The 17,240-nt window shown below is 69.8% G+C and carries 15 protein-coding genes and 1 tRNA gene; 6 read left to right on the top strand and 10 right to left on the bottom strand.

The genetic code is table 11. The features are described 5' to 3' along the window. The first annotated feature begins 88 nt into the window (after positions 1 to 88). From ACIBGM_RS42345 to ACIBGM_RS42355, 3 genes are read left to right on the top strand one after another with little or no spacing between them, the layout of a single operon-like run. Entirely contained in the window at positions 89 to 1,129 is a 1,041-nt protein-coding gene (locus tag ACIBGM_RS42345; RefSeq protein WP_396388767.1) for a PHP domain-containing protein, read from the top strand. Positions 1,130 to 1,144: 15 nt separating this feature from the next. Then, positions 1,145 to 2,605 (top strand): phospholipase D-like domain-containing protein, encoded by a 1,461-nt coding sequence (locus ACIBGM_RS42350; protein WP_396388768.1) that lies wholly within the window; start codon positions 1,145 to 1,147, stop codon positions 2,603 to 2,605. A 28-nt stretch (positions 2,606 to 2,633) separates the two neighbouring features. After that, entirely contained in the window at positions 2,634 to 3,641 is a 1,008-nt protein-coding gene (locus ACIBGM_RS42355) for a pirin family protein (protein WP_360520852.1), read from the top strand. On the opposite strand, the gene ACIBGM_RS42360 is transcribed toward ACIBGM_RS42355, so the two are convergent. The 5 genes from ACIBGM_RS42360 to aceE form a co-directional block, all read right to left on the bottom strand. Beyond that, complete coding sequence (locus tag ACIBGM_RS42360; protein WP_396388769.1) at positions 3,607 to 4,143, bottom strand: hypothetical protein; 537 nt, start codon at positions 4,141 to 4,143, stop codon at positions 3,607 to 3,609. The genes ACIBGM_RS42355 and ACIBGM_RS42360 overlap by 35 nt on opposite strands. A gap of 74 nt (positions 4,144 to 4,217) precedes the next feature. Then, positions 4,218 to 5,843 (bottom strand): LuxR C-terminal-related transcriptional regulator, encoded by a 1,626-nt coding sequence (locus ACIBGM_RS42365; RefSeq protein WP_396388770.1) that lies wholly within the window; start codon positions 5,841 to 5,843, stop codon positions 4,218 to 4,220. Between the two features lie 34 nt (positions 5,844 to 5,877). After that, entirely contained in the window at positions 5,878 to 6,972 is a 1,095-nt protein-coding gene (locus ACIBGM_RS42370; RefSeq protein WP_396388771.1) for a flavin-containing monooxygenase, read from the bottom strand. After that, the gene (locus tag ACIBGM_RS42375) at positions 6,972 to 7,283 is read right to left on the bottom strand and encodes a hypothetical protein (protein ID WP_396388772.1); all 312 of its coding nucleotides are present in this window, start codon (positions 7,281 to 7,283) and stop codon (positions 6,972 to 6,974) included. The genes ACIBGM_RS42370 and ACIBGM_RS42375 overlap by 1 nt, the downstream gene beginning before the upstream one ends. A 183-nt stretch (positions 7,284 to 7,466) precedes the next feature. Next, a complete protein-coding gene (aceE, locus tag ACIBGM_RS42380) occupies positions 7,467 to 10,196 on the bottom strand; it encodes a pyruvate dehydrogenase (acetyl-transferring), homodimeric type (protein ID WP_360521108.1) in 2,730 nt (909 codons plus the stop codon). A 297-nt stretch (positions 10,197 to 10,493) separates the two neighbouring features. Here aceE and ACIBGM_RS42385 point away from each other — a divergent pair, with 297 nt between their 5' ends. The 3 genes from ACIBGM_RS42385 (at position 10,494) to ACIBGM_RS42395 (ending at position 11,507) form a co-directional block, all read left to right on the top strand. Then, complete coding sequence (locus ACIBGM_RS42385) at positions 10,494 to 10,940, top strand: DUF3052 domain-containing protein (protein ID WP_360520867.1); 447 nt, start codon at positions 10,494 to 10,496, stop codon at positions 10,938 to 10,940. A gap of 7 nt (positions 10,941 to 10,947) precedes the next feature. Next, positions 10,948 to 11,415, top strand: coding sequence for a peroxiredoxin (locus tag ACIBGM_RS42390; RefSeq protein ID WP_360520870.1), 468 nt, complete (start codon positions 10,948 to 10,950; stop codon positions 11,413 to 11,415). A gap of 20 nt (positions 11,416 to 11,435) precedes the next feature. After that, positions 11,436 to 11,507: transfer RNA gene (locus ACIBGM_RS42395), tRNA-Val, on the top strand. On the opposite strand, the gene ACIBGM_RS42400 is transcribed toward ACIBGM_RS42395, so the two are convergent. The 5 genes from ACIBGM_RS42400 to ACIBGM_RS42420 form a co-directional block, all read right to left on the bottom strand. After that, complete coding sequence (locus ACIBGM_RS42400) at positions 11,467 to 11,967, bottom strand: GNAT family N-acetyltransferase (protein WP_360521111.1); 501 nt, start codon at positions 11,965 to 11,967, stop codon at positions 11,467 to 11,469. The genes ACIBGM_RS42395 and ACIBGM_RS42400 overlap by 41 nt on opposite strands. A 67-nt stretch (positions 11,968 to 12,034) precedes the next feature. Then, positions 12,035 to 13,444: an ABC transporter ATP-binding protein gene (locus ACIBGM_RS42405; protein ID WP_396388773.1), complete on the bottom strand. Its 1,410-nt coding sequence runs from the start codon at positions 13,442 to 13,444 to the stop codon at positions 12,035 to 12,037. Between the two features lie 32 nt (positions 13,445 to 13,476). Continuing rightward, positions 13,477 to 14,238 carry an ABC transporter permease gene (locus tag ACIBGM_RS42410; RefSeq protein WP_396388774.1) on the bottom strand — a complete coding sequence of 254 codons (762 nt, stop codon included), beginning with the start codon at positions 14,236 to 14,238 and terminating at the stop codon, positions 13,477 to 13,479. Positions 14,239 to 14,348: 110 nt separating this feature from the next. Next, on the bottom strand, positions 14,349 to 15,287 hold the full coding sequence (locus ACIBGM_RS42415) for an ABC transporter permease (RefSeq protein ID WP_396388775.1): 939 nt from the start codon (positions 15,285 to 15,287) through the stop codon (positions 14,349 to 14,351). Next, positions 15,284 to 16,828, bottom strand: a complete 1,545-nt coding sequence (locus ACIBGM_RS42420) for an ABC transporter substrate-binding protein (protein WP_396388776.1) — start codon at positions 16,826 to 16,828, stop codon at positions 15,284 to 15,286. Before ACIBGM_RS42420 ends, ACIBGM_RS42415 begins: the two co-directional genes overlap by 4 nt. Positions 16,829 to 17,240 lie beyond the last annotated feature (412 nt).

The raw sequence follows: 17,240 nt of genomic DNA on the forward strand, positions 1-17,240 counted from the left end.
ACTGCAGCTTCCGCGTGACGCGCCGCCTGAGCGGCGCCGGGGCGTTGGATTGCGATGGCCTGGGGGTCCGCACTGCCATCATTGGGGGATGACGGACAAGGCAGGCGTGGCGGATGCGATCGCGGCGCTGCGGGCGATCGGGTACTACCTGGAGCGCGACCGGCAGCCGACCCACCGGGTGAAGGCGTACCGGCGGGCGGCCGACACGATCGCGGCGCTGCCGGCGACCGAGGTGCGGGCCCGGCGCCGGGCCGGGACGCTGACCGAGCTGCCGGGGATCGGGCCGAAGACCGAGGCCGTCATCGTCGAGGCGATGGACGGCAGCACTCCGGCGTACCTGGTCAAGCTGGAGGAGGCGGCGGGTGAGCTGACCACGGCCGGCAAGCGGATGCGTCAGGCGTTGCAGGCCGACCTGCACCTGCACTCGGAGTGGTCCGACGGCGGCAGCCCGATCGAGGAGATGGCCCGTACGGCGCATCGCCTGGGGCACAAGTACATCGCCCTGACCGACCACTCGGCGCGGCTCCAGGTCGCCAACGGACTGTCCCGCGAACGCCGCCTTCAGCAGCTCGAGGTGGTCGCCGAGCTGAACAAGAAGCTGGCCGACGAGCTCGACGGGTTCGTGATCCTGAACGGCATCGAGGTCGACATCCTCGAGGACGGCTCGCTCGACTGCGACAGCGAGATCCTGGCCCGGCTCGACCTCGTCGTCGCCAGCGTGCACTCGAAGCTGCGGATGGCGGCCGGGCCGATGACCGAACGGATGGTCCGGGCGATCGCGAACCCGCACGTCGACATCCTCGGCCACTGCACCGGCCGCCTGATCACCGGCGGCCGGGGGACGCGCCCGGAGTCCGAGTTCGAGGCCGAGGTGGTGTTCGAGGCCTGTCGCCAGTTCGGTACGGCGGTCGAGATCAACTCCCGCCCGGAGCGGCTGGACCCGCCCAAGCGGCTGCTGTCCCTCGCGGCCGAGATGGACTGCGTCTTCTCGATCGACACCGATGCGCACGCGCCGGGCCAGCTCGACTGGCAGGTCTACGGCTGCGAACGCGCCGAGGACTGCGGCGTCACCCCCGACCGCGTCATCAACACCTGGGACCAGCAGAAGCTGCTCGCCTGGGCCAGCTAGCCGTATCGTGCAGGGATGGCGAGCGGTGGCTACTTTCTGCCTGAGCTCGCGATCTCCGCAGACTGCCAGGTCACCCCGCTCATCGACGGAGCCGAGTACGGCGCCGCGCTGCAGGAGGTCCTGGACGGAGTCGGAGCGGGTGGATTCGTCTACCTGACCGGCTGGTGGCTCGGGCTGGCGCGTGGACGGTTCGAGTTGCGCGCCGGTGGGCGAGACATGGACTTGTACGACGCCCCGCCGTACTGCCTGAATCCGTGGCCGGAGTCGGTGCCGTTCGTGGATCCGCCCGACGAGTCGTCGGCCCTGCTGGGAGTGCTGGCGGGGAAAGTTCGTGCCGGCGCCGATGTGCGTGCGGTGGGGTGGGTTTCGCCGTTCGCCCTGCGGCATCCGAGCGTCGCTGCGCGCGGGGGTGCGGCGTATGCGGTGGCGATCAACACGCTGACCATGCGGTCGCTCGAGGCGTTGCGGGAGGCCGGGGCGCTCGCGCTGCCGAGCACGATCGGTCATGTCGCCGGATCGACGCACAGCAAGCTGGTGCTGGTCTCCGACGGCGAGAACACGGTCGGGTTTACCGGGGGCCTCGATCTCGAGCTGAGCCGGTGGTCGCGGCCGGATCACAGCGGCCGGCAGATCTGGCACGACGTGGTGGCGAAGGTGGAGGGCCCTGCTGTCCAAGGGTTCTACGACCATTTCCGCACCTTGTGGGAGGCGAACGGCGGACCGGAGCTGCCGGCCACCGAGGTCCCGGTCGAAGGGCGCGGTGCCCAGCGAGTGCAGAACCTGCGGACGTTGCCCGCGGCCCGCTTCCCCTGGTACCTGCCGGTCCGGTCGAAGCCTTTGCCCGAGGCAACCGACGGACTCTTCACCTACCGCGACGCACTGCGCCACGCGATCGGGCAGGCCCGCCGCTACATCTACCTCGAGGACCCCCTGATGTGGTCGGTCGAGCTGATGACCTGGGTCCGCGACGCGGTACGGCGTACTCCCGAGCTGACCGTGATCCTGCTGACCGGCGGGCTGGACGACCCGAACGACCCGCCGTTGCCGCATGCGGAGTACTTCTGCCAGTCGGTCAACCACGGGCTGCTTGCCGGACTGGACGACGGACAGCGCAGGCGGGTGCGCGTGTTCCGTCGTACTGGGGTCGTCGTGCATGCGAAGACCGTGCTGGTGGATGACGAATGGGCCTGCATCGGGTCGTGCAATCTGGCCAGGCGATCGCTCTACACCGACATCGAACACGGGGTCTCGTTCGCCGACGGTGTGACGGTGTACCGGGAGAAGCTGTGGAGCCATCACCTCGGGACCGCGCCGGACGGCGACCTCGACGCGTGGCTGGCGGCCTGGCGAGGATCCGGACAGGTCGAGGAGGTCGCGCTACCGGTCCCTGAGGTCGCGTTCAGCCCCCGGCAACGGCGGCGCTATCAGGCCCTCCATGACCCGGACTCGCGCTGGTGGACCCCACGGCCGTCCTGACTCTGGGTTACGGGACTAGATTTTCTCTATGAGCGATCTGGAAAAAGACCCGGCAGAGATCGTGAGTGTCTGTGGCGACGGTGGACCCGTGCTGGAGTTCCTCGAGCCGCGTGAGGTGATCCTCGGCCGGACGACGAAGGTACGGCGGTTGCTGCCGAACAAGAACCGCCGGATGGTCGGCGCCTGGTGCTTCGTCGACCACTACGGTCCGGACGACGTCAGCCACCGCCTCGACTCGTACGACGTGCCGGGGGACCGGGGCATGCAGGTCCCGCCGCACCCGCACACCAGCCTGCAGACGGTGAGCTGGCTGTTCGAGGGGGAGATCGAGCACCGCGACAGTGTCGGGTCGCACGCGATGGTCCGGCCGGGCGAGCTCAACATCATGACCGCCGGCAACGGCATCGCGCACTCCGAGGTGTCCACGCCGGACGCGCCGCCGATGCTGCACGGCGCGCAACTGTGGGTCGCGCTGCCGGACTCCGTGCGTACGACGACCCCACCCGCCTTCAACGCGTACGCCGACCTGCCGTCGGTCGACTTCGACGGCGGCCGCGCCACCGTGATGGTCGGCACCGTGGCCGGCGTGACCTCACCGGCGCCGGCGTACACCCCGCTCGTCGGCGCGGACGTCACCGTCGACCCGGGTCGCACTTTGACACTCCCGCTGACGCCCTCGAACGAGTACGCCGTACTGGTCGTCGACGGATCGCTCACGGTCGGCGAGCTGGCGCCGTCGTTCGGGGAGATGGCCTACCTCGGCTCCGAGCGGGAGTCCGTCGACCTGGTTGCCTCCGACGACGGTGTCCGGTTCCTGCTGCTCGGCGGCGAGCCCTTCGAGGAGCAGTTGGTGATGTGGTGGAACTTCATCGGCCGCACCCACGAGGAGATCGTCGCCGCCCGCGACGCCTGGCAGGAGGCGATCGCCGCCGGCGGCACCGATCGCTTCCCGACGGTCCCCGGGTACGACGGCGCCGCACTGCCGGCACCGGCGTTGCCGGCTACCGTGCTGAAACCACGGCCGCGGGCACGCTGACCCGGCGGCGGTAGTACGCCCAGGTGAGGACGAGGAGGGACGGACCCCAGAGCTGGAGCGGGGCGTAACAGGCGATCATCAGCGTGGCCCAGGCCGGGCCGGCGAACGGGATGAACTCGTTGCTGAAGACGTCCCGGAAGCCGTACGTCCAGATCGCGATCAGGGCCAGAGATCCCAGGACGGCCGGGACGATCGCGGCCCACGGGTTCACCCGGCGGCCGCCGATGAACGGGATCCAGCGCGGCGCGACCTCACCCCACGGCTTGACCAGGCCGAAGGCGATCAGCGCGACCGCCTCGGAGAAGATCGACAGGAAGACGATGTAGACCTTCTCGGCAGTGCCGATCACGTACATCGGGTGGCCGGCGTCGTCGAGGATGCCCATCGACGACCCGGCGACCAGCCCCAGCCGCCACAGGCCGGACGGCAACGTCATCAGCGGGATCGCGTGGGCGAGCCGGTAGGCCCACCGGGGGACGGGGCGCTCAGTCGTCGTGTTCACTCTGCCGAGCATCCGCCGCGCACCGCGCGCGGACCTCACCCGTGAGAGTGAATCGATTCCCTCCGGAGAGCGTTTCAGAGCAGGTCGTGGTCGCGGGCGTAGGCCGCCGCCGCGGTCCGCGACGGTACGTCGAGCTTGGTGAAGATGTTGGTAAGGTGCCGGGCGACGGTCTTGTCGCTGAGCACCAGCCGCTGCGCGATCTCGGTGTTGCTGTTGCCCGAAGCAACCAGGCGGAGGACTTCGAGCTCGCGCCCGGTCAGCCCGCCGGCCGTCTCGCGGTGCAGCAGCTTCTCGACCTCCTGCCGGGCCGGCGTGGTGCCGAGTTCCTCGAAGGACCGCATCGCCGAGGCCAACTCCGCCGACGCCGAGTCCTCGTCGCCGAGCAGCCGGAAAGCCCGACCGACCAGTACCTTCGACCGCGCGACGTCGTACGGCGCCTGCAGGCCGCTCCACAGTTGCGTCGCCGACCGGGCATGCGGCAACGCCCGCTCGGACTCGTCGGCCGCGAGCGCCACCAGGCTCTCGCAGTACGCCGCCATCGCGCGCAGTCCCGAACATCCGAAGCGGCTCGCGACGTCGCTCAACTCGGCTGCGGTCGACACGGCCTCCTCGAGGTGCCCGCCGACCAGGAACACCTCCACCGCCGCCGGCAGCAGCCGCGCTCGGTGGACCGGATCGCCGGCCTCGGACAGCAGCCGCCGTACGGTGGCAACGGCTCCCGGCGTACGGCCGCGGGCGAGCAGCAACAGCGCCCGCCCCGGCTGAGGCTCATACCCGTAGCTCGCTGCCTTCTCGTAGGCCGTCTCGGCCGCGGTGTAGTCGCCCCGGATCCGCAGCACGTCGCCGGCCTCGCTCAGCGCGAGACCTGCGGCCGCGACTGCTCCGGTGTCCGCGTAGCGCTTGCAGGCACGGTCGAACTCGTCCAGCGCCGGTCCGAAGGCCCCGCGCAGCCGCAGGATCTGACCACGGTGTACGGCGCACTGCCCGGTGTACGGGACGAGATCCGGCTGACTGTCGCACCACCGTGTCAGCGCGGTCGTCCACGCGGACGCGCGGTCGAAGTCCAGCACCTCCTGGCAGCCCTCGATCATCGCGCAGTACACGTTGCCGGAGACGATCGGTGACACCTCTCCGGCGGCGACGCCGACCATGGCCTCGTCCATCTGCGCCAGCCCTTCCGGCACCCGGCCCGAGTACAGCAGCAGTCGGCCCTGCGCGATCAGGCCCAGCGCCAGCAGATCCGGTTCCGCGAACCGGCGCGCCGCTTCGGTGACCTCGTTGGCTGCGCGATCCGCCTCGGCGAAGTCACCCTGAGCCACACTCCGGAAGAACGCCGTCACCCGCAAGTAGCCACGCTCCACCACATCCTCGGGGTAGTCCGCCAGCAGCCGCTCGGCCCGGGCGGCCCAACCGCCGGCGACCGCCATCTCACCGCGAAGGTTGAGCACCATCGACAGCCAGAAGGCGAACCGGACCGCGCCCGGGATCTCACCGCGGTCGATCTGCAGCCGGAAGCCGCGCTGCAGGGCCCGGACACAGGCGTCGTTGTCGCCGACCAGGTACGCCGCGGTGCCGAGCGCCATCAGGTCGTCCGGGCCCAGAGCGGCGTCGCCGCCGGCCGACAGCCGGTCGTAGGCCACCGCCCAGTCGCGTCGTTCGAACGCCGCCCGGGCTCTCTCGAGATCGTCGACAATCCCCATCACACGGCCCCCACTCGCGAGCATGCGCGCCCAATCAGGCCACGGCAAGACTCCGCCCGGATCGGGCCGCGATCCGCTTGGCGACGTACGCCGCGTCCCGCCCGACACCCGGCAGCACCATCGAGCTGAAGGCGAACTGGAAGGACAACCCGCAGAAGAACAGACCCGGCGCGTCCGTGACCACGCCACGCTCCTCGAGCGGCCAGCCGTCCGGGCCGAAGATCGGCAGCCGGATCCAGTCGAAGACCTGCTGGAACCCGGTCGCCCAGACCACGTTCGCCACGTCCAGCACCCGGTCGTCGCCGAGCACCGGCAGCCCGTCCCGGACTCCGGTGACCCGATCGTGCACCCGCTCGACCCCCCGCGCGAGCAGGTCCGACCGCTTCACCCGGAGCATCGGGCCGCCGTGGAAGCGGATGTCGTCCTTGGCCTTCCGGCCGATCGGGGTCCGCCGTGTGACCACGTGCTTGCCGAAGAACAGGAAGACCGGGAAGAACACGTGGGCGCCGGGCCTGTCCAGCCGGACCGGGATCTGGCCCGGGTCGCGGCCGCACAGGACGGTTGGGTGGCTGGTCGCGACCTCGTAGGCGATGTCCGTGCCGGAGTGCGAGCCGCCGACGACCAGCACCGGGCCGTCCTTCAGCTGCTCGGCCCGGCGGTACTCGCTGGAGTGCAGCTGCCGGATCCCCGGGTCCAGGTCGACGGCGAAGTCCGGCAGGTACGGCGTCCTGCCGAAGGTGCCGGTGGCAACGACCACGTTGTCGGCGTGGATGGTGCCGGAGCTCGTGGTCACGGCGTACCGGTCGCCGTACGCCTCGAGCCTCTCGACCCGGGTGCTGCCGCGGACCGGGAGGTCGAAGCGGGCTGCGTACGACGCCAGGTAGTCGGCGACCTCGTCTTTCGTCGGGTACGACCACGGCGTGCCCGGGAACGGCATCCCGGCCAGCCCGTCGTACTTGCGCGGGGTGTAGAGCCGCAGCGTGTCCCACTGCGCTCGCCACTGGTCGCCGACCCGGGCGTTGCCGTCCAGGATCAGGAACTGCCGCTCCCGCTTGCGCAGGTGGTAGCCGGTGGACAGCCCGGCCTGGCCGCCGCCGATGATGACGGTCTCGACACTTTCGGTGTTCATCACGCGAGCCTCCGCTCGTCTCGTGCGACGCCGTGGTGCCCGGTGAGGCTGTGGTAGCGCAGCCACCACAGCAGCATCACCGCAGACGTCACGACGTAGAAGCCGTGCAGGGCCCAGATCGGTCCCGGCGGCAGGTGCACCACGTAGATGCAGTGGACGGCGTTGCCGACGTTGGCGAGGACCAGGTTGGCCGGGCTGTACGACTTCAGGTCGCGGGTCCGGACCGCCTTGATCACCATGGGCATTGCACTCGACGCGAAGAGGATGGTGGACACCGTCCCCGCGAGAAGAGCAACGCTGACGCCAGTCATGTCACTGACGGTAGGGAGCGGGGGCATCCCGCCGCGTCGGACGGAATGTGCAACCGGCGCAGGCGGCCGGCTACGAGGTTTGTCGTACGCCGGCCCGCTGCCAGGCGACCGTAAGAGGTTCCGGAACCAGGAAAGCCGCCCACCCGAAGGTGAGCGGCTTCCCGGGTTTCCAGGGTGCGGGCGTCAGGCGCCGGCGCCCTCCTGCTTCACGCCGGCGACCGCGGTCGGGTCGTCGATGCGGTACTTGCGGGCCGCCTCGGCGGCGACCTCCGGCTTCACGTCACCGCGCTTGGCCAGGATCTCCAGCGTGGCCACCACGACGGACTCGGCGTCCACGTGGAAGTGCCGGCGGGCCGCGGCCCGGGTGTCGGCCAGGCCCCAGCCGTCGGTCCCGAGCGAGGTGTAGTCGTTCGGCACCCAGCGGGAGATCTGGTCCTGCACCGAGCGCATGAAGTCGCTGACCGCGACGACCGGGCCCTTGGTGTCCTTCAGTTGCTCGGTGACGAACGGCACCTGCTCCGGCTCGTCGGGGTGCAGCAGGTTGTGCTCCTCGGCCGCGACCGCGTCCCGGCGCAGCTCGTTCCACGAGGTCACCGACCAGATGTCGGCGGCCACCGAGTACTCCTCGGCGAGGATCTGCTGGGCCTTGCGGACCCACGGCAGCGCGACCCCGGACGCGAGCAGTTGCACCCGCGGCACGTCGTCGCCCTCCGCCGTCTCGTACTCGTTGAACCGGTACATGCCCTTCAGCAGTGCCTCGACGTCGAGGTTCTCCGGCTCGGCCGGCTGCGGAACGGGCTCGTTGTACACGGTCAGGTAGTAGAAGACGTCCTCGCCGTACGGCGCGTCCTTGTCCAGGCCGTACCCGTACATCCGGCGCAGGCCTTCCTTCACGATGTACGCGACCTCGTAGGCGAAGCCCGGGTCGTAGTGCACCGCGGCCGGGTTGCTCGAGGCAAGCAGCGGCGAGTGGCCGTCGGCGTGCTGCAGTCCCTCACCGGTCAGCGTCGTACGGCCCGCGGTCGCGCCGATCAGGAAGCCCCGGCCGAGCTGGTCGCCGAACGCCCAGAGCGAGTCACCGGTCCGCTGGAACCCGAACATCGAGTAGAAGATGTAGAACGGGATCATCGGCTCGCCGTGCGTCGCGTACGCCGTGCCGGCCGCGATCATCGAGCCCATCGCGCCGGCCTCGCTGATGCCCTCGTGCAGCAGCTGACCCTGCTCGGACTCCTTGTACGACAGCAGCAGGTTGCGGTCGACCGCCTCGTACTGCTGCCCGTGCGGCGAGTAGATCTTCGCCGTCGGGAACATCGAGTCCATACCGAACGTGCGGTACTCGTCCGGGGCGATCGGGACGATCCGGGGACCGACCTCCGGGTCCTTCATCAGGTCCCGGAACAGCCGGACCAGCGCCATCGTGGTCGCCACCGGCGCGTTGCTGCCCTTGGAAAGCGGCTTGTAGACGTCGTCACCAGGAAGCTTCAGCGAGGTCTTCGGCGTCACCCGGCGCTCCGGCAGCGAACCGCCGAGCTGCTTGCGCCGCTCCATCATGTACTGGTACTCCGGCGAGTCCGTGCCGGGGTGGAAGTACGGCGGGTTGTAGGCGTCCTCGAGGTCCTTGTCCTCGATCGGCAGGTAGAGCCGGTCCCGGAACGCCTTCAGGTCGTCCGAGGTCAGCTTCTTCATCTGGTGGGTCGCGTTGCGGCCCTCCAGCGCCTCGATCGTCCAGCCCTTGATGGTCTGGGCCAGGATCACCGTCGGCTGCCCGACGTGCTCGGTCGCGCTCTTGAACGCCGCGTACACCTTGCGGTAGTCGTGACCGCCGCGCGGCAGCTTGCGCAGGTCCTCGTCGGACAGGTTCCGGACCATCGCCTGCAGCCGCTGGTCGCCGCCGAAGAAGTTGTTCCGGATGTACTCGCCGGACTCGACCGAGTAGGTCTGGAACTGGCCGTCCGGCGTGGTGTTCATCTTGTGCACCAGCACGCCGTCGTGGTCCTGCGCCAGCAGGTTGTCCCACTCCCGGCCCCAGATCACCTTGATGACGTTCCAGCCGGCGCCGCGGAAGTAGGCCTCCAGCTCCTGGATCACCTTGCCGTTGCCGCGGACCGGGCCGTCCAGCTGCTGCAGGTTGCAGTTGATCACGAAGGTGAGGTTGTCCAGCTCCTCGCGGGCGGCCAGGCCGATCGCGCCGAGCGACTCCGGCTCACCCATCTCACCGTCGCCGAGGAACGCCCAGACGTGCTGCTGGCTGGTGTCCTTGATGCCGCGGTGGTGCAGGTACCGGTTGAACCGGGCCTGGTAGATCGAGTTCAGCGCGGCCAGTCCCATCGAGACGGTCGGGAACTCCCAGAAGTCCGGCATCAACCGCGGGTGCGGGTACGACGACAGCCCGTTGTGCGGGCCGCGGGAGACCTCCTGGCGGAAGCCGTCCAGCTGGTCCGCGGACAGCCGTCCCTCCAGGAAGGCGCGCGCGTACATGCCGGGGGAGGCGTGGCCCTGGATGAAGACCTGGTCGCCGCCGCCGGGGTGGTCCTTGCCGCGGAAGAAGTGGTTGAAACCGACCTCGTACAGGCTGGCCGCGGACTGGTAGGTGGCGATGTGGCCGCCGACCTCCAGGCCCTTGCGGTTGGCCTTGCTCACCATCACCGCGGCGTTCCACCGGATGAAGGCGCGGATCCGCCGCTCGATGTGCTCGTCGCCGGGGAACCACGGCTCCCGCTCGGGCGGGATCGAGTTGATGTAGTCGGTGCTCCGCAGCGCGGGCACCCCGACCTGTCGCTCCCGGGCTCGCTCGATCAGCTTGAGCATCAGGTAGCGCGCTCGCGCCTTGCCCCGTTCGTCCAGGACCGCGTCGAGCGATTCGACCCACTCCCGTGTCTCGTCGGGGTCGATGTCGGGGAGCTGGGTGGGCATCCCCTCGGTGATGATGGCTGGTGGTTCGTGTCCGGAAGCCACGGTGTCCTGCCGTTCTCTCTGGTTGCTCTTCACCGCAATCCTGTCACCTGTTCGGAATGCGTTCTACTTCGCCTTCCACAGGGGCCCGATTCTGGTCGTCCCGGCGTGTTCCCACCGGACACGCGCCGTACCCACCACGCGGATACCGGACACGTCACGGAACCCTCGTGCATACTTGCGCGACGCGGTAGGCCACGATGGACTATCGCTACTGACGCCTACCCCCGGGCAAGCGGGGACCACGGAGGAGGACACGTGAGCGCGACCGCGGACCACGCGGACGGCAAGAGCGGCGGGCCGAACATGGCCTCCCGGCTCGGCCTGGAGACCGGCTGGATCGTGCAGGAGATCGGGTACGACGACGACTGCGACGACGAGTTCCGCGACGCGATCCGGGAGATCACCGGAGAGGAGTTCGTCGACGAGGACACCGACGAGGTCGTGGACGCAGTCCTGCTCTGGTTCCGGGAGGACGACGGCGACCTGGTCGACGCGTTCTTCGACATCCTGACCGACCTGAAGGCCGGCGGCGTGGTGTGGCTGCTGACCCCGAAGGTGGGCCGCGACGGGTACGTCGACGCCAGCGACATCGCCGAGGCCGCCCCGACGGCCGGACTTGCCACCACGAGCAGCCTGACCGTCACCGACGACTGGTCGGCGACCAAGCTGGTGGTGCCCAAGTCGGCCCGCGGCAGCCGGTGACCGTCCGGTGACCCCTGCCGTCGGCAGCCGGGCACCGGACTTCACCGCCCGGAACCAGTACGGCGAACAGGTCCGGCTGGCCGACTTCCGCGGCCGGCGCGACGTCGTGCTGGTGTTCTACCCCTATGCGTTCAGCGGGGTGTGCACGAGTGAGCTGACCACGCTGCGGGACCGCCCCGGCCTGCTCGCGGCAGCCGAGTTCCTGGCCATCTCCTGCGACCCGATGTTCACGTTGCGGGCCTACTCGGACGCCCAGAAACTCGAGTTCGGCCTGCTCACCGACTTCTGGCCGCACGGGGCGATCGCGACGTCGTACGGCGTCTTCGACTCCGACCGCGGCTGCGCCCTGCGCGGCACCTTCGTGGTGGACCGGAGCGGGGTAGTCCGGTGGTCCGTCGTGAACCCGATCCCCGAGGCCCGCGACCCGGACGACTACGCGGCGGCCCTGGCAAGCCTGGGCCTCGACCTCGGGTAGACTGCGCCGGTCGCTGAAACGGGCGAATAGCTCAGCGGTAGAGCGCTTCCCTTACAAGGAAGATGTCGGGGGTTCGATCCCCTCTTCGCCCACGATCGGAATCTCGAAGTGGACCGCCGGGCTGTACCGGGGGTCTGTGCGGCCATCGTGGACTTCGGTGGCGATGGCGTGCCAGAACGGCTCGGCGCCCTCGACGGCCGCGTTGGTGTGCAGGTAGATGACGTCGTAACCGGGTGTGTCGGCGATGAAACGGCAGGCCAGGTCGACGAGCGCGCGGGCGAGGCCGTGGCGACGGTGATCGGGGCGGACGTAGACCCGGAAGATCTGGGCGGTCGTCCCGGACGGGTACCGTTGCGCGATCCAGGGGGCGTGCGGTGGGCTCTTCGGGCCGTCGGCGCGTACGGCGGCTGTCCCGACCACCTCGTCGTCCCGTACGGCGACGAACAGCCGCTGCCGTGGATCGTCGAAGTACGCCCGGCCCGGGTCGACGACGTCGGCGTGCCAGCGTGGCACGTACCCGTGCCCGAACACGTGGTAGAAGGTGTCGAGCATCACAGACCGCGCTCCGTCGATGTCCTCACGACGCGCGGTCCGGACGACGTACGGGCCGATGTGGTGTTCAGCCGGCCGGGTCAAGGGCGTCCTCCAGTGTTGAGGCGGCCACCAACGCGCGGGTGACCGGATGAGCGGGTTCGGCGAGGACTGCGGCCGTGGCCCCTCGCTCGACGATCCGGCCGGCGGCCAGCACCGCGACCTGACGGGCGAGTGCGGCGACGACCGTGAAGTCGTGGGTGATCACCACGAGGGCGCAGCCGGTCCTGTCCTGCAGCGTCCGCAGTACGGCGATCGACTCGGCCTGGGCCACTGTGTCGAGTCCGGAGGTGATCTCGTCGCAGACCAGCAGGTCCGGCTCAGCCATGAGAGCGCGCACGAGCGCTGCCCGCTGCAGCTCCCCACCGGACAGTGCAGCCGGCAGGCGGCTCACAGTGGCTTCCGGGACGCCCAGCTGGGCCAGTGCGTCGAGCGCACGGCGCCGTGCATCGGTCCGGCCGCGGAGGCGCTCGGCTGTCCGGGCCACCTGGTCGACCACGGCGACGTACTCGTTGAACGACGCGCGAGCGTCCTGGTGGACGTACTGGATCCGCGCCAACTGCTCGCGGGTGCGTCGACGCAGCAGCGGCGACAGGCGTGTGGCGCCGAGCAGGAGCTCCCCTCCGCGGTGCGGGTGCAGTCCGGCGATGCAGCGAGCCAGCGTGGACTTGCCGCTGCCTGAGGGGCCGACGACTGCCAGCGACTCGCCGGCGTGGATCGTCAGCGAGACCTCGTGCAGGGTCTCGACCCGTCGGTGGCCGGCGGTCAGTCGCCGGACGTCGAGAACCGTCGGCCCGGCGGCTTCGTAGGCCGCGGGCTGATGGGGCGGCGCGCTGGGTAGCTCGGTGCCGACGATCCGGCCGTTGTCCATCACCAGGACCTGGTCGGCGAGCCGGCCGGCCAGCTCGAGGTCGTGGGTGAGGAGCAGGATCGCGATGCCCTGGTCCGCGACCGCCCGCAGTTCGTCGATGAGACCGGCGCGAATCAGCGCGTCCTGGCCGGTGGTGGGTTCGTCCGCGATCAGGACCTTGGGACGGCCGATGAGCTCATGAGCGAGCACGACACGCTGCTGCTGCCCGCCGGAGAGCTGGTGTGGGTATCGGTGCAGGAGCTGGTCGCCGTCCGGAAGCTGGGCCTGCCGCAGCGCTTCGAGCACGCGGTGCCGCACCTGGTTGCGTGGCACGTGCAGGCGGGCGATCTCCCGCAGGACGCCGCCGATCCGTCGTACCGGATTCAGCGCGGCCGAAGGTTGCTGTGGCAGGTAGCCGACCGGCCCGTCGACCCGCACCTCGCCGGAGACGATCCCGCCGGATGGCTGCTCGCCCAGCAACGCGAGGGCGGTCGTGGTCTTGCCACTTCCGGACGCACCGACCAGGGCCGTGATGCTGCCCGCGGCCAGCGCGAACGAGATATTGTCGACAATCGAACGATCACTCAATCGAACGATGAGATTGTGAACCTCGACGACGCTCACCGGGCCTCCGTCCGCAGCAATCGGTCGAAGGTGAGGTTGACGCCGATCGCCAGCATCACGATCAGCACCGCGGGGACGGCGACCGCCCACGGCTGCACGAACAGGCCGCCACGATTCCGGTCGACCATCGCCGCCCAGTCACTGGCCTGCGGTGAGATGCCGACACCGAGGAAGCTGGCCGAGGCGACCAGGTAGGTCGCGCCGGTGAACCGAATGCCGAGGTCGGCGGCGAGCGTACGGCGCATCGATCGCGCGACGTACCCGAGTCCGATCCGGATCCGGCTCTCGCCCTGCAGTCGCATCGCCTCGACGGCCGGCCGCGCGGACAGCGCGAGCGCGGCGGCGCGACTGATCCGAACCACGTCCGGGAGATTGATCAAGGCAACGACCGCGACCAGCACCCATGGCGAGTGCGGCGCGATCGAGACGAGCAACAGCAACAGCACCATCGACGGCACCGCGAGCAGCAGGTCGAGCGGCCGCATCAGCAACTCGTCGAGCACCCGGCTCCGGGTCATCCCGGCGACCAGCCCGAGCGGTACTGCGACCAGGTAGGTGCACGCGGTCGCGGCAGCAGCCACCAGGATCAGCGACCGTCCACCGAGCAGCACCTCGTTCCACACGTCCCGCCCGACGAAGTCCGTCCCGAACCAGCCGCTTCCGAGACTGAATGGCACCGCCTTGGCCGTGCCGGCCGACGCGAACAGCGGCCCGGCCAGCGCCAGCAGCACCGGTACCGCCACCAGGATCCCGGGCACGACGAATCCACCCGGCCCGGTTCGTCCTGGCGAAGGCCGGCATTCTCGCCTGCCGCCCGTCTCGCCGACCAGCTGTCGCTTCGTCGATGCCTTGCCGCCCATCGACGTCTTCACCGGCCTGCCTCGGCCGCCGGCGCCAGTGCCCGCGCCGCCACGTCGGCGAGCAGGTTGACCAGGACCGTAGTGGTGGCGAGCACAACGGCCAGGCCCTGGACCACCGGCAGGTCCCGGGCGGCCACGGCCTCGGCCAGCGTCGTGCCCAGACCGGGGATGACGAAGATGGCCTCGATGACGATCACGCCGCCGACCAGCCAGTCGGTGGTTCTCGCGAGTTGCTGGACGGACGGCGCCACCGCATTGGGCAGCGCATGCAAGAGCCGGATGCGGATTGTCGACAATCCGATCCTCTGCACGTGCCGCACGTAGTCCGACCGCTGGGCGTCGATCATCCCGGCCCGGATCAGCCGGCTCAGCGAGCAGACCGGGCGCAGCAACAGGACGAACACCGGCAGCACGAGGACGGCGGGATTGCTGGCGAGCGCCGTACCGACGGCTGTCGGTGGAAACCAGCCGAGCTGAACCGCGAACACTGTGACGACCAGGATTCCCATCGCGAACTCGGGCGCCGAGTACAACCCGAGTGTGCTGCCGGTGATGACCCGATCCAGCCGCCCACCCTCGCGATGTGCCGCGAACACCCCGAGCGCAACCGACAACGGGATCAGCAAGACCAGGGTCAACCCGGCAAGCAGGACGGTCGGTCCGGCCGCGGTGGCGATGATGTCCAGCACCGGACGTGGGCCCACCAGCGACTGACCGAAGTCGCCGTGCAGCGCGGCGGCCGACCAGTCGCCCAGCCGATGCCATGCCGACTCGTTGAGGCCCAGCCGCTCGCGCAGCGACGCGATGATCGCCGGATCCGGGTTGTCTCCGGCAATCGTCACGGCTGCGTCGCCGGGCAGCGCCTCGGTCAGGAAGAAGGTCCCGCCCATCACCGCCAGCACCTGTACGACACCGAGCAGCAGGCGGCCGGCGACGTACCGGATCACGCGAGCCAGACCTTGTCGAAACGCGCCCAGTTCAGGGTGTTGGCCGGAGCGCTGTCGTCGAGGCCACGAAGATTCGGGGCCGAGGCAACGATCCAGTCCGAGACGCCCCACCAGACGAAGCCGCCCTCGTCGAACAGTTGCTGCTGCATGCGCAGGTACAGCTCGGCGCGCTTCGTCTCGTCGGTCGTCGACTGCGCGTCGTAGTACAGCTTGTCGAACTCCGGCCGCCGCCACTGCGTGTTGTTGGTCGTCGAGGTCGTCAGCAGTCGCTGCGAGATGTGCGACTCGAGCGGCATCGCGCCGGATCGATAGCCGGCCAGTACGCCGTTCTTGGCGATGTCGGCCCAGTAGGTGTCCTTGTTGCCGAGCCTGACGTTCAGGTTCAGGCCGATCGCCTTGGCCTGGTCGCTGATCGCCAGCGCTGCCTCCTTCAGCCCGGTCGACGCGTCCGAGGTGTCGAAGTCGATCGTCAAGCCCTCGGCACCGGCCTGCTTCAGCAGAGACCTGGCCCGATCCGGATCCGGACCCCGCTGCGCCAGGCCGGCCGCGTAGTACTGGTAGTTCTTGCCGTAGAGGTCGTTGCCGAGCTCACCCGATCCGTGCAGCACGGACCTGATCAGTTCCTCCCGGTCGACGAGGTGGAACATCGCCTGCCGGAGTTCCGGCCGGTTGAACGGCGGGCGGTCGATCTTCATCGCCAGCCCATGGAAGTTGCTCAGCGGCAGCCGGTGGACCTGGACGGTCCGCTCGTGCGTCCGGGCGCTCGTCGGCGTCAGATCGTGGGCGTACTCGACCTGCCTGCCGAGCAGCGCGTTCACCCGGGCGGCCTCGTCGTTGCTGATCAGGAGGTGCAACTCGTCGAGGTACGGCGCTCCGTCCCAGTAGTCGGGGTTGCGTTCGGCCACGAAACTCCGCCCGGGCTCGAACGAACGGAACCGGAACGGCCCCGACCCGATCGGTTTCGCCAGGTCCGGCGTACCGGCCGGGACGATGTAGGCGCCGAGCGTCGCGAGCGCGTTCGGGAACTCGCCGTACGGTCGCTGCAGCCGGAACTCGATCGTCCGATTGTCGACAACCCGGCTGGCGGCCAGGTCGATGACCGACAAGGCCGACTTCGCGCGCCGCGTGGATCCGGGCTCGACGATCCGCGCGAAGCTGGCCAGCACGTCGGCGGGCCGTACCGGGCGGCCGTCGTGGAAGGTGGCCTGGCGCAGCGTGATCCGCCAGGTCCGCAGGTCCGCACTCGGCTCCCACTTCTCCGCGAGCCGGGGCTGCGGCGACATGTCCGATCCGTAGTCGGCGAGCTTGTCGTACATCGCCTTGGCGCGCGCGATCTCGACGTACAGATTGCTCTGGTGCGGATCCAGCACCTCCGCGGCGCCGCCACCGGAGAACGCGGCGCGCAGCCGACCGCCCGAGCGCGGCGAGCCGCCTGCCGACGCGGTGCCGGGCGATTCGGCGCAGCCGGGCAGTACGGCGACCGCCGCACCGGCCGACGCGAGACCGAGGAAGCCGCGGCGGCTCAACGACGAACTGGACATACGAGGACCTCACTCCCTCGGCGGATGGCGAACAGTCGAAAACGATAATGGTTTTCAGTTCCGAGAGCCAACCGGGTTCCGGATCTCGATTCCGGTCATCGGACGGCGCGGGCGGGCGCCGTACCCGGTGGCCGCGCCGCTCGTTGTGCTGGTGTCGGCGGCCGCGCGATTTCTTAACCTTCGGCTGCTGGGATCGGACTCCTCCAGGGCGGGTCGCGGCTGGTAGGGTTCACGGCTGTCGGTCGGCGCGATGACGCACCGGGTCCACCCGGTCACGGCATCGTTCCGGCAGGCGGAAAACGGGGCTTCTGTCGGTGAGAGCGAGGCGGGTCTGCCCTGAGCCCGGCTCCGTCCAGTTGGGGAGGCGCGTGTCCGTGGGTCGCCAACTGGCTGGCGCCACCGTCCTGGTGAC

The organism is Kribbella sp. NPDC050470 (genome assembly GCF_044458365.1).
Taxonomy (GTDB): domain Bacteria; phylum Actinomycetota; class Actinomycetes; order Propionibacteriales; family Kribbellaceae; genus Kribbella.

Bases quoted from the DNA above. Each gene is read 5' to 3' on its own strand.
- ACIBGM_RS42345 (WP_396388767.1), top strand. From the start codon at position 89: ATGACGGACAAGGCAGGCGTGGCGGATGCGATCGCGGCGCTGCGGGCG.
- ACIBGM_RS42350 (WP_396388768.1), top strand. From the start codon at position 1,145: ATGGCGAGCGGTGGCTACTTTCTGCCTGAGCTCGCGATCTCCGCAGAC.
- ACIBGM_RS42355 (WP_360520852.1), top strand. From the start codon at position 2,634: ATGAGCGATCTGGAAAAAGACCCGGCAGAGATCGTGAGTGTCTGTGGC.
- ACIBGM_RS42365 (WP_396388770.1), bottom strand. From the start codon at position 5,843: ATGGGGATTGTCGACGATCTCGAGAGAGCCCGGGCGGCGTTCGAACGA.
- ACIBGM_RS42370 (WP_396388771.1), bottom strand. From the start codon at position 6,972: ATGAACACCGAAAGTGTCGAGACCGTCATCATCGGCGGCGGCCAGGCC.
- ACIBGM_RS42375 (WP_396388772.1), bottom strand. From the start codon at position 7,283: ATGACTGGCGTCAGCGTTGCTCTTCTCGCGGGGACGGTGTCCACCATC.
- aceE (WP_360521108.1), bottom strand. From the start codon at position 10,196: ATGCCCACCCAGCTCCCCGACATCGACCCCGACGAGACACGGGAGTGG.
- ACIBGM_RS42400 (WP_360521111.1), bottom strand. From the start codon at position 11,967: ATGCTCGACACCTTCTACCACGTGTTCGGGCACGGGTACGTGCCACGC.
- ACIBGM_RS42420 (WP_396388776.1), bottom strand. From the start codon at position 16,828: ATGTCCAGTTCGTCGTTGAGCCGCCGCGGCTTCCTCGGTCTCGCGTCG.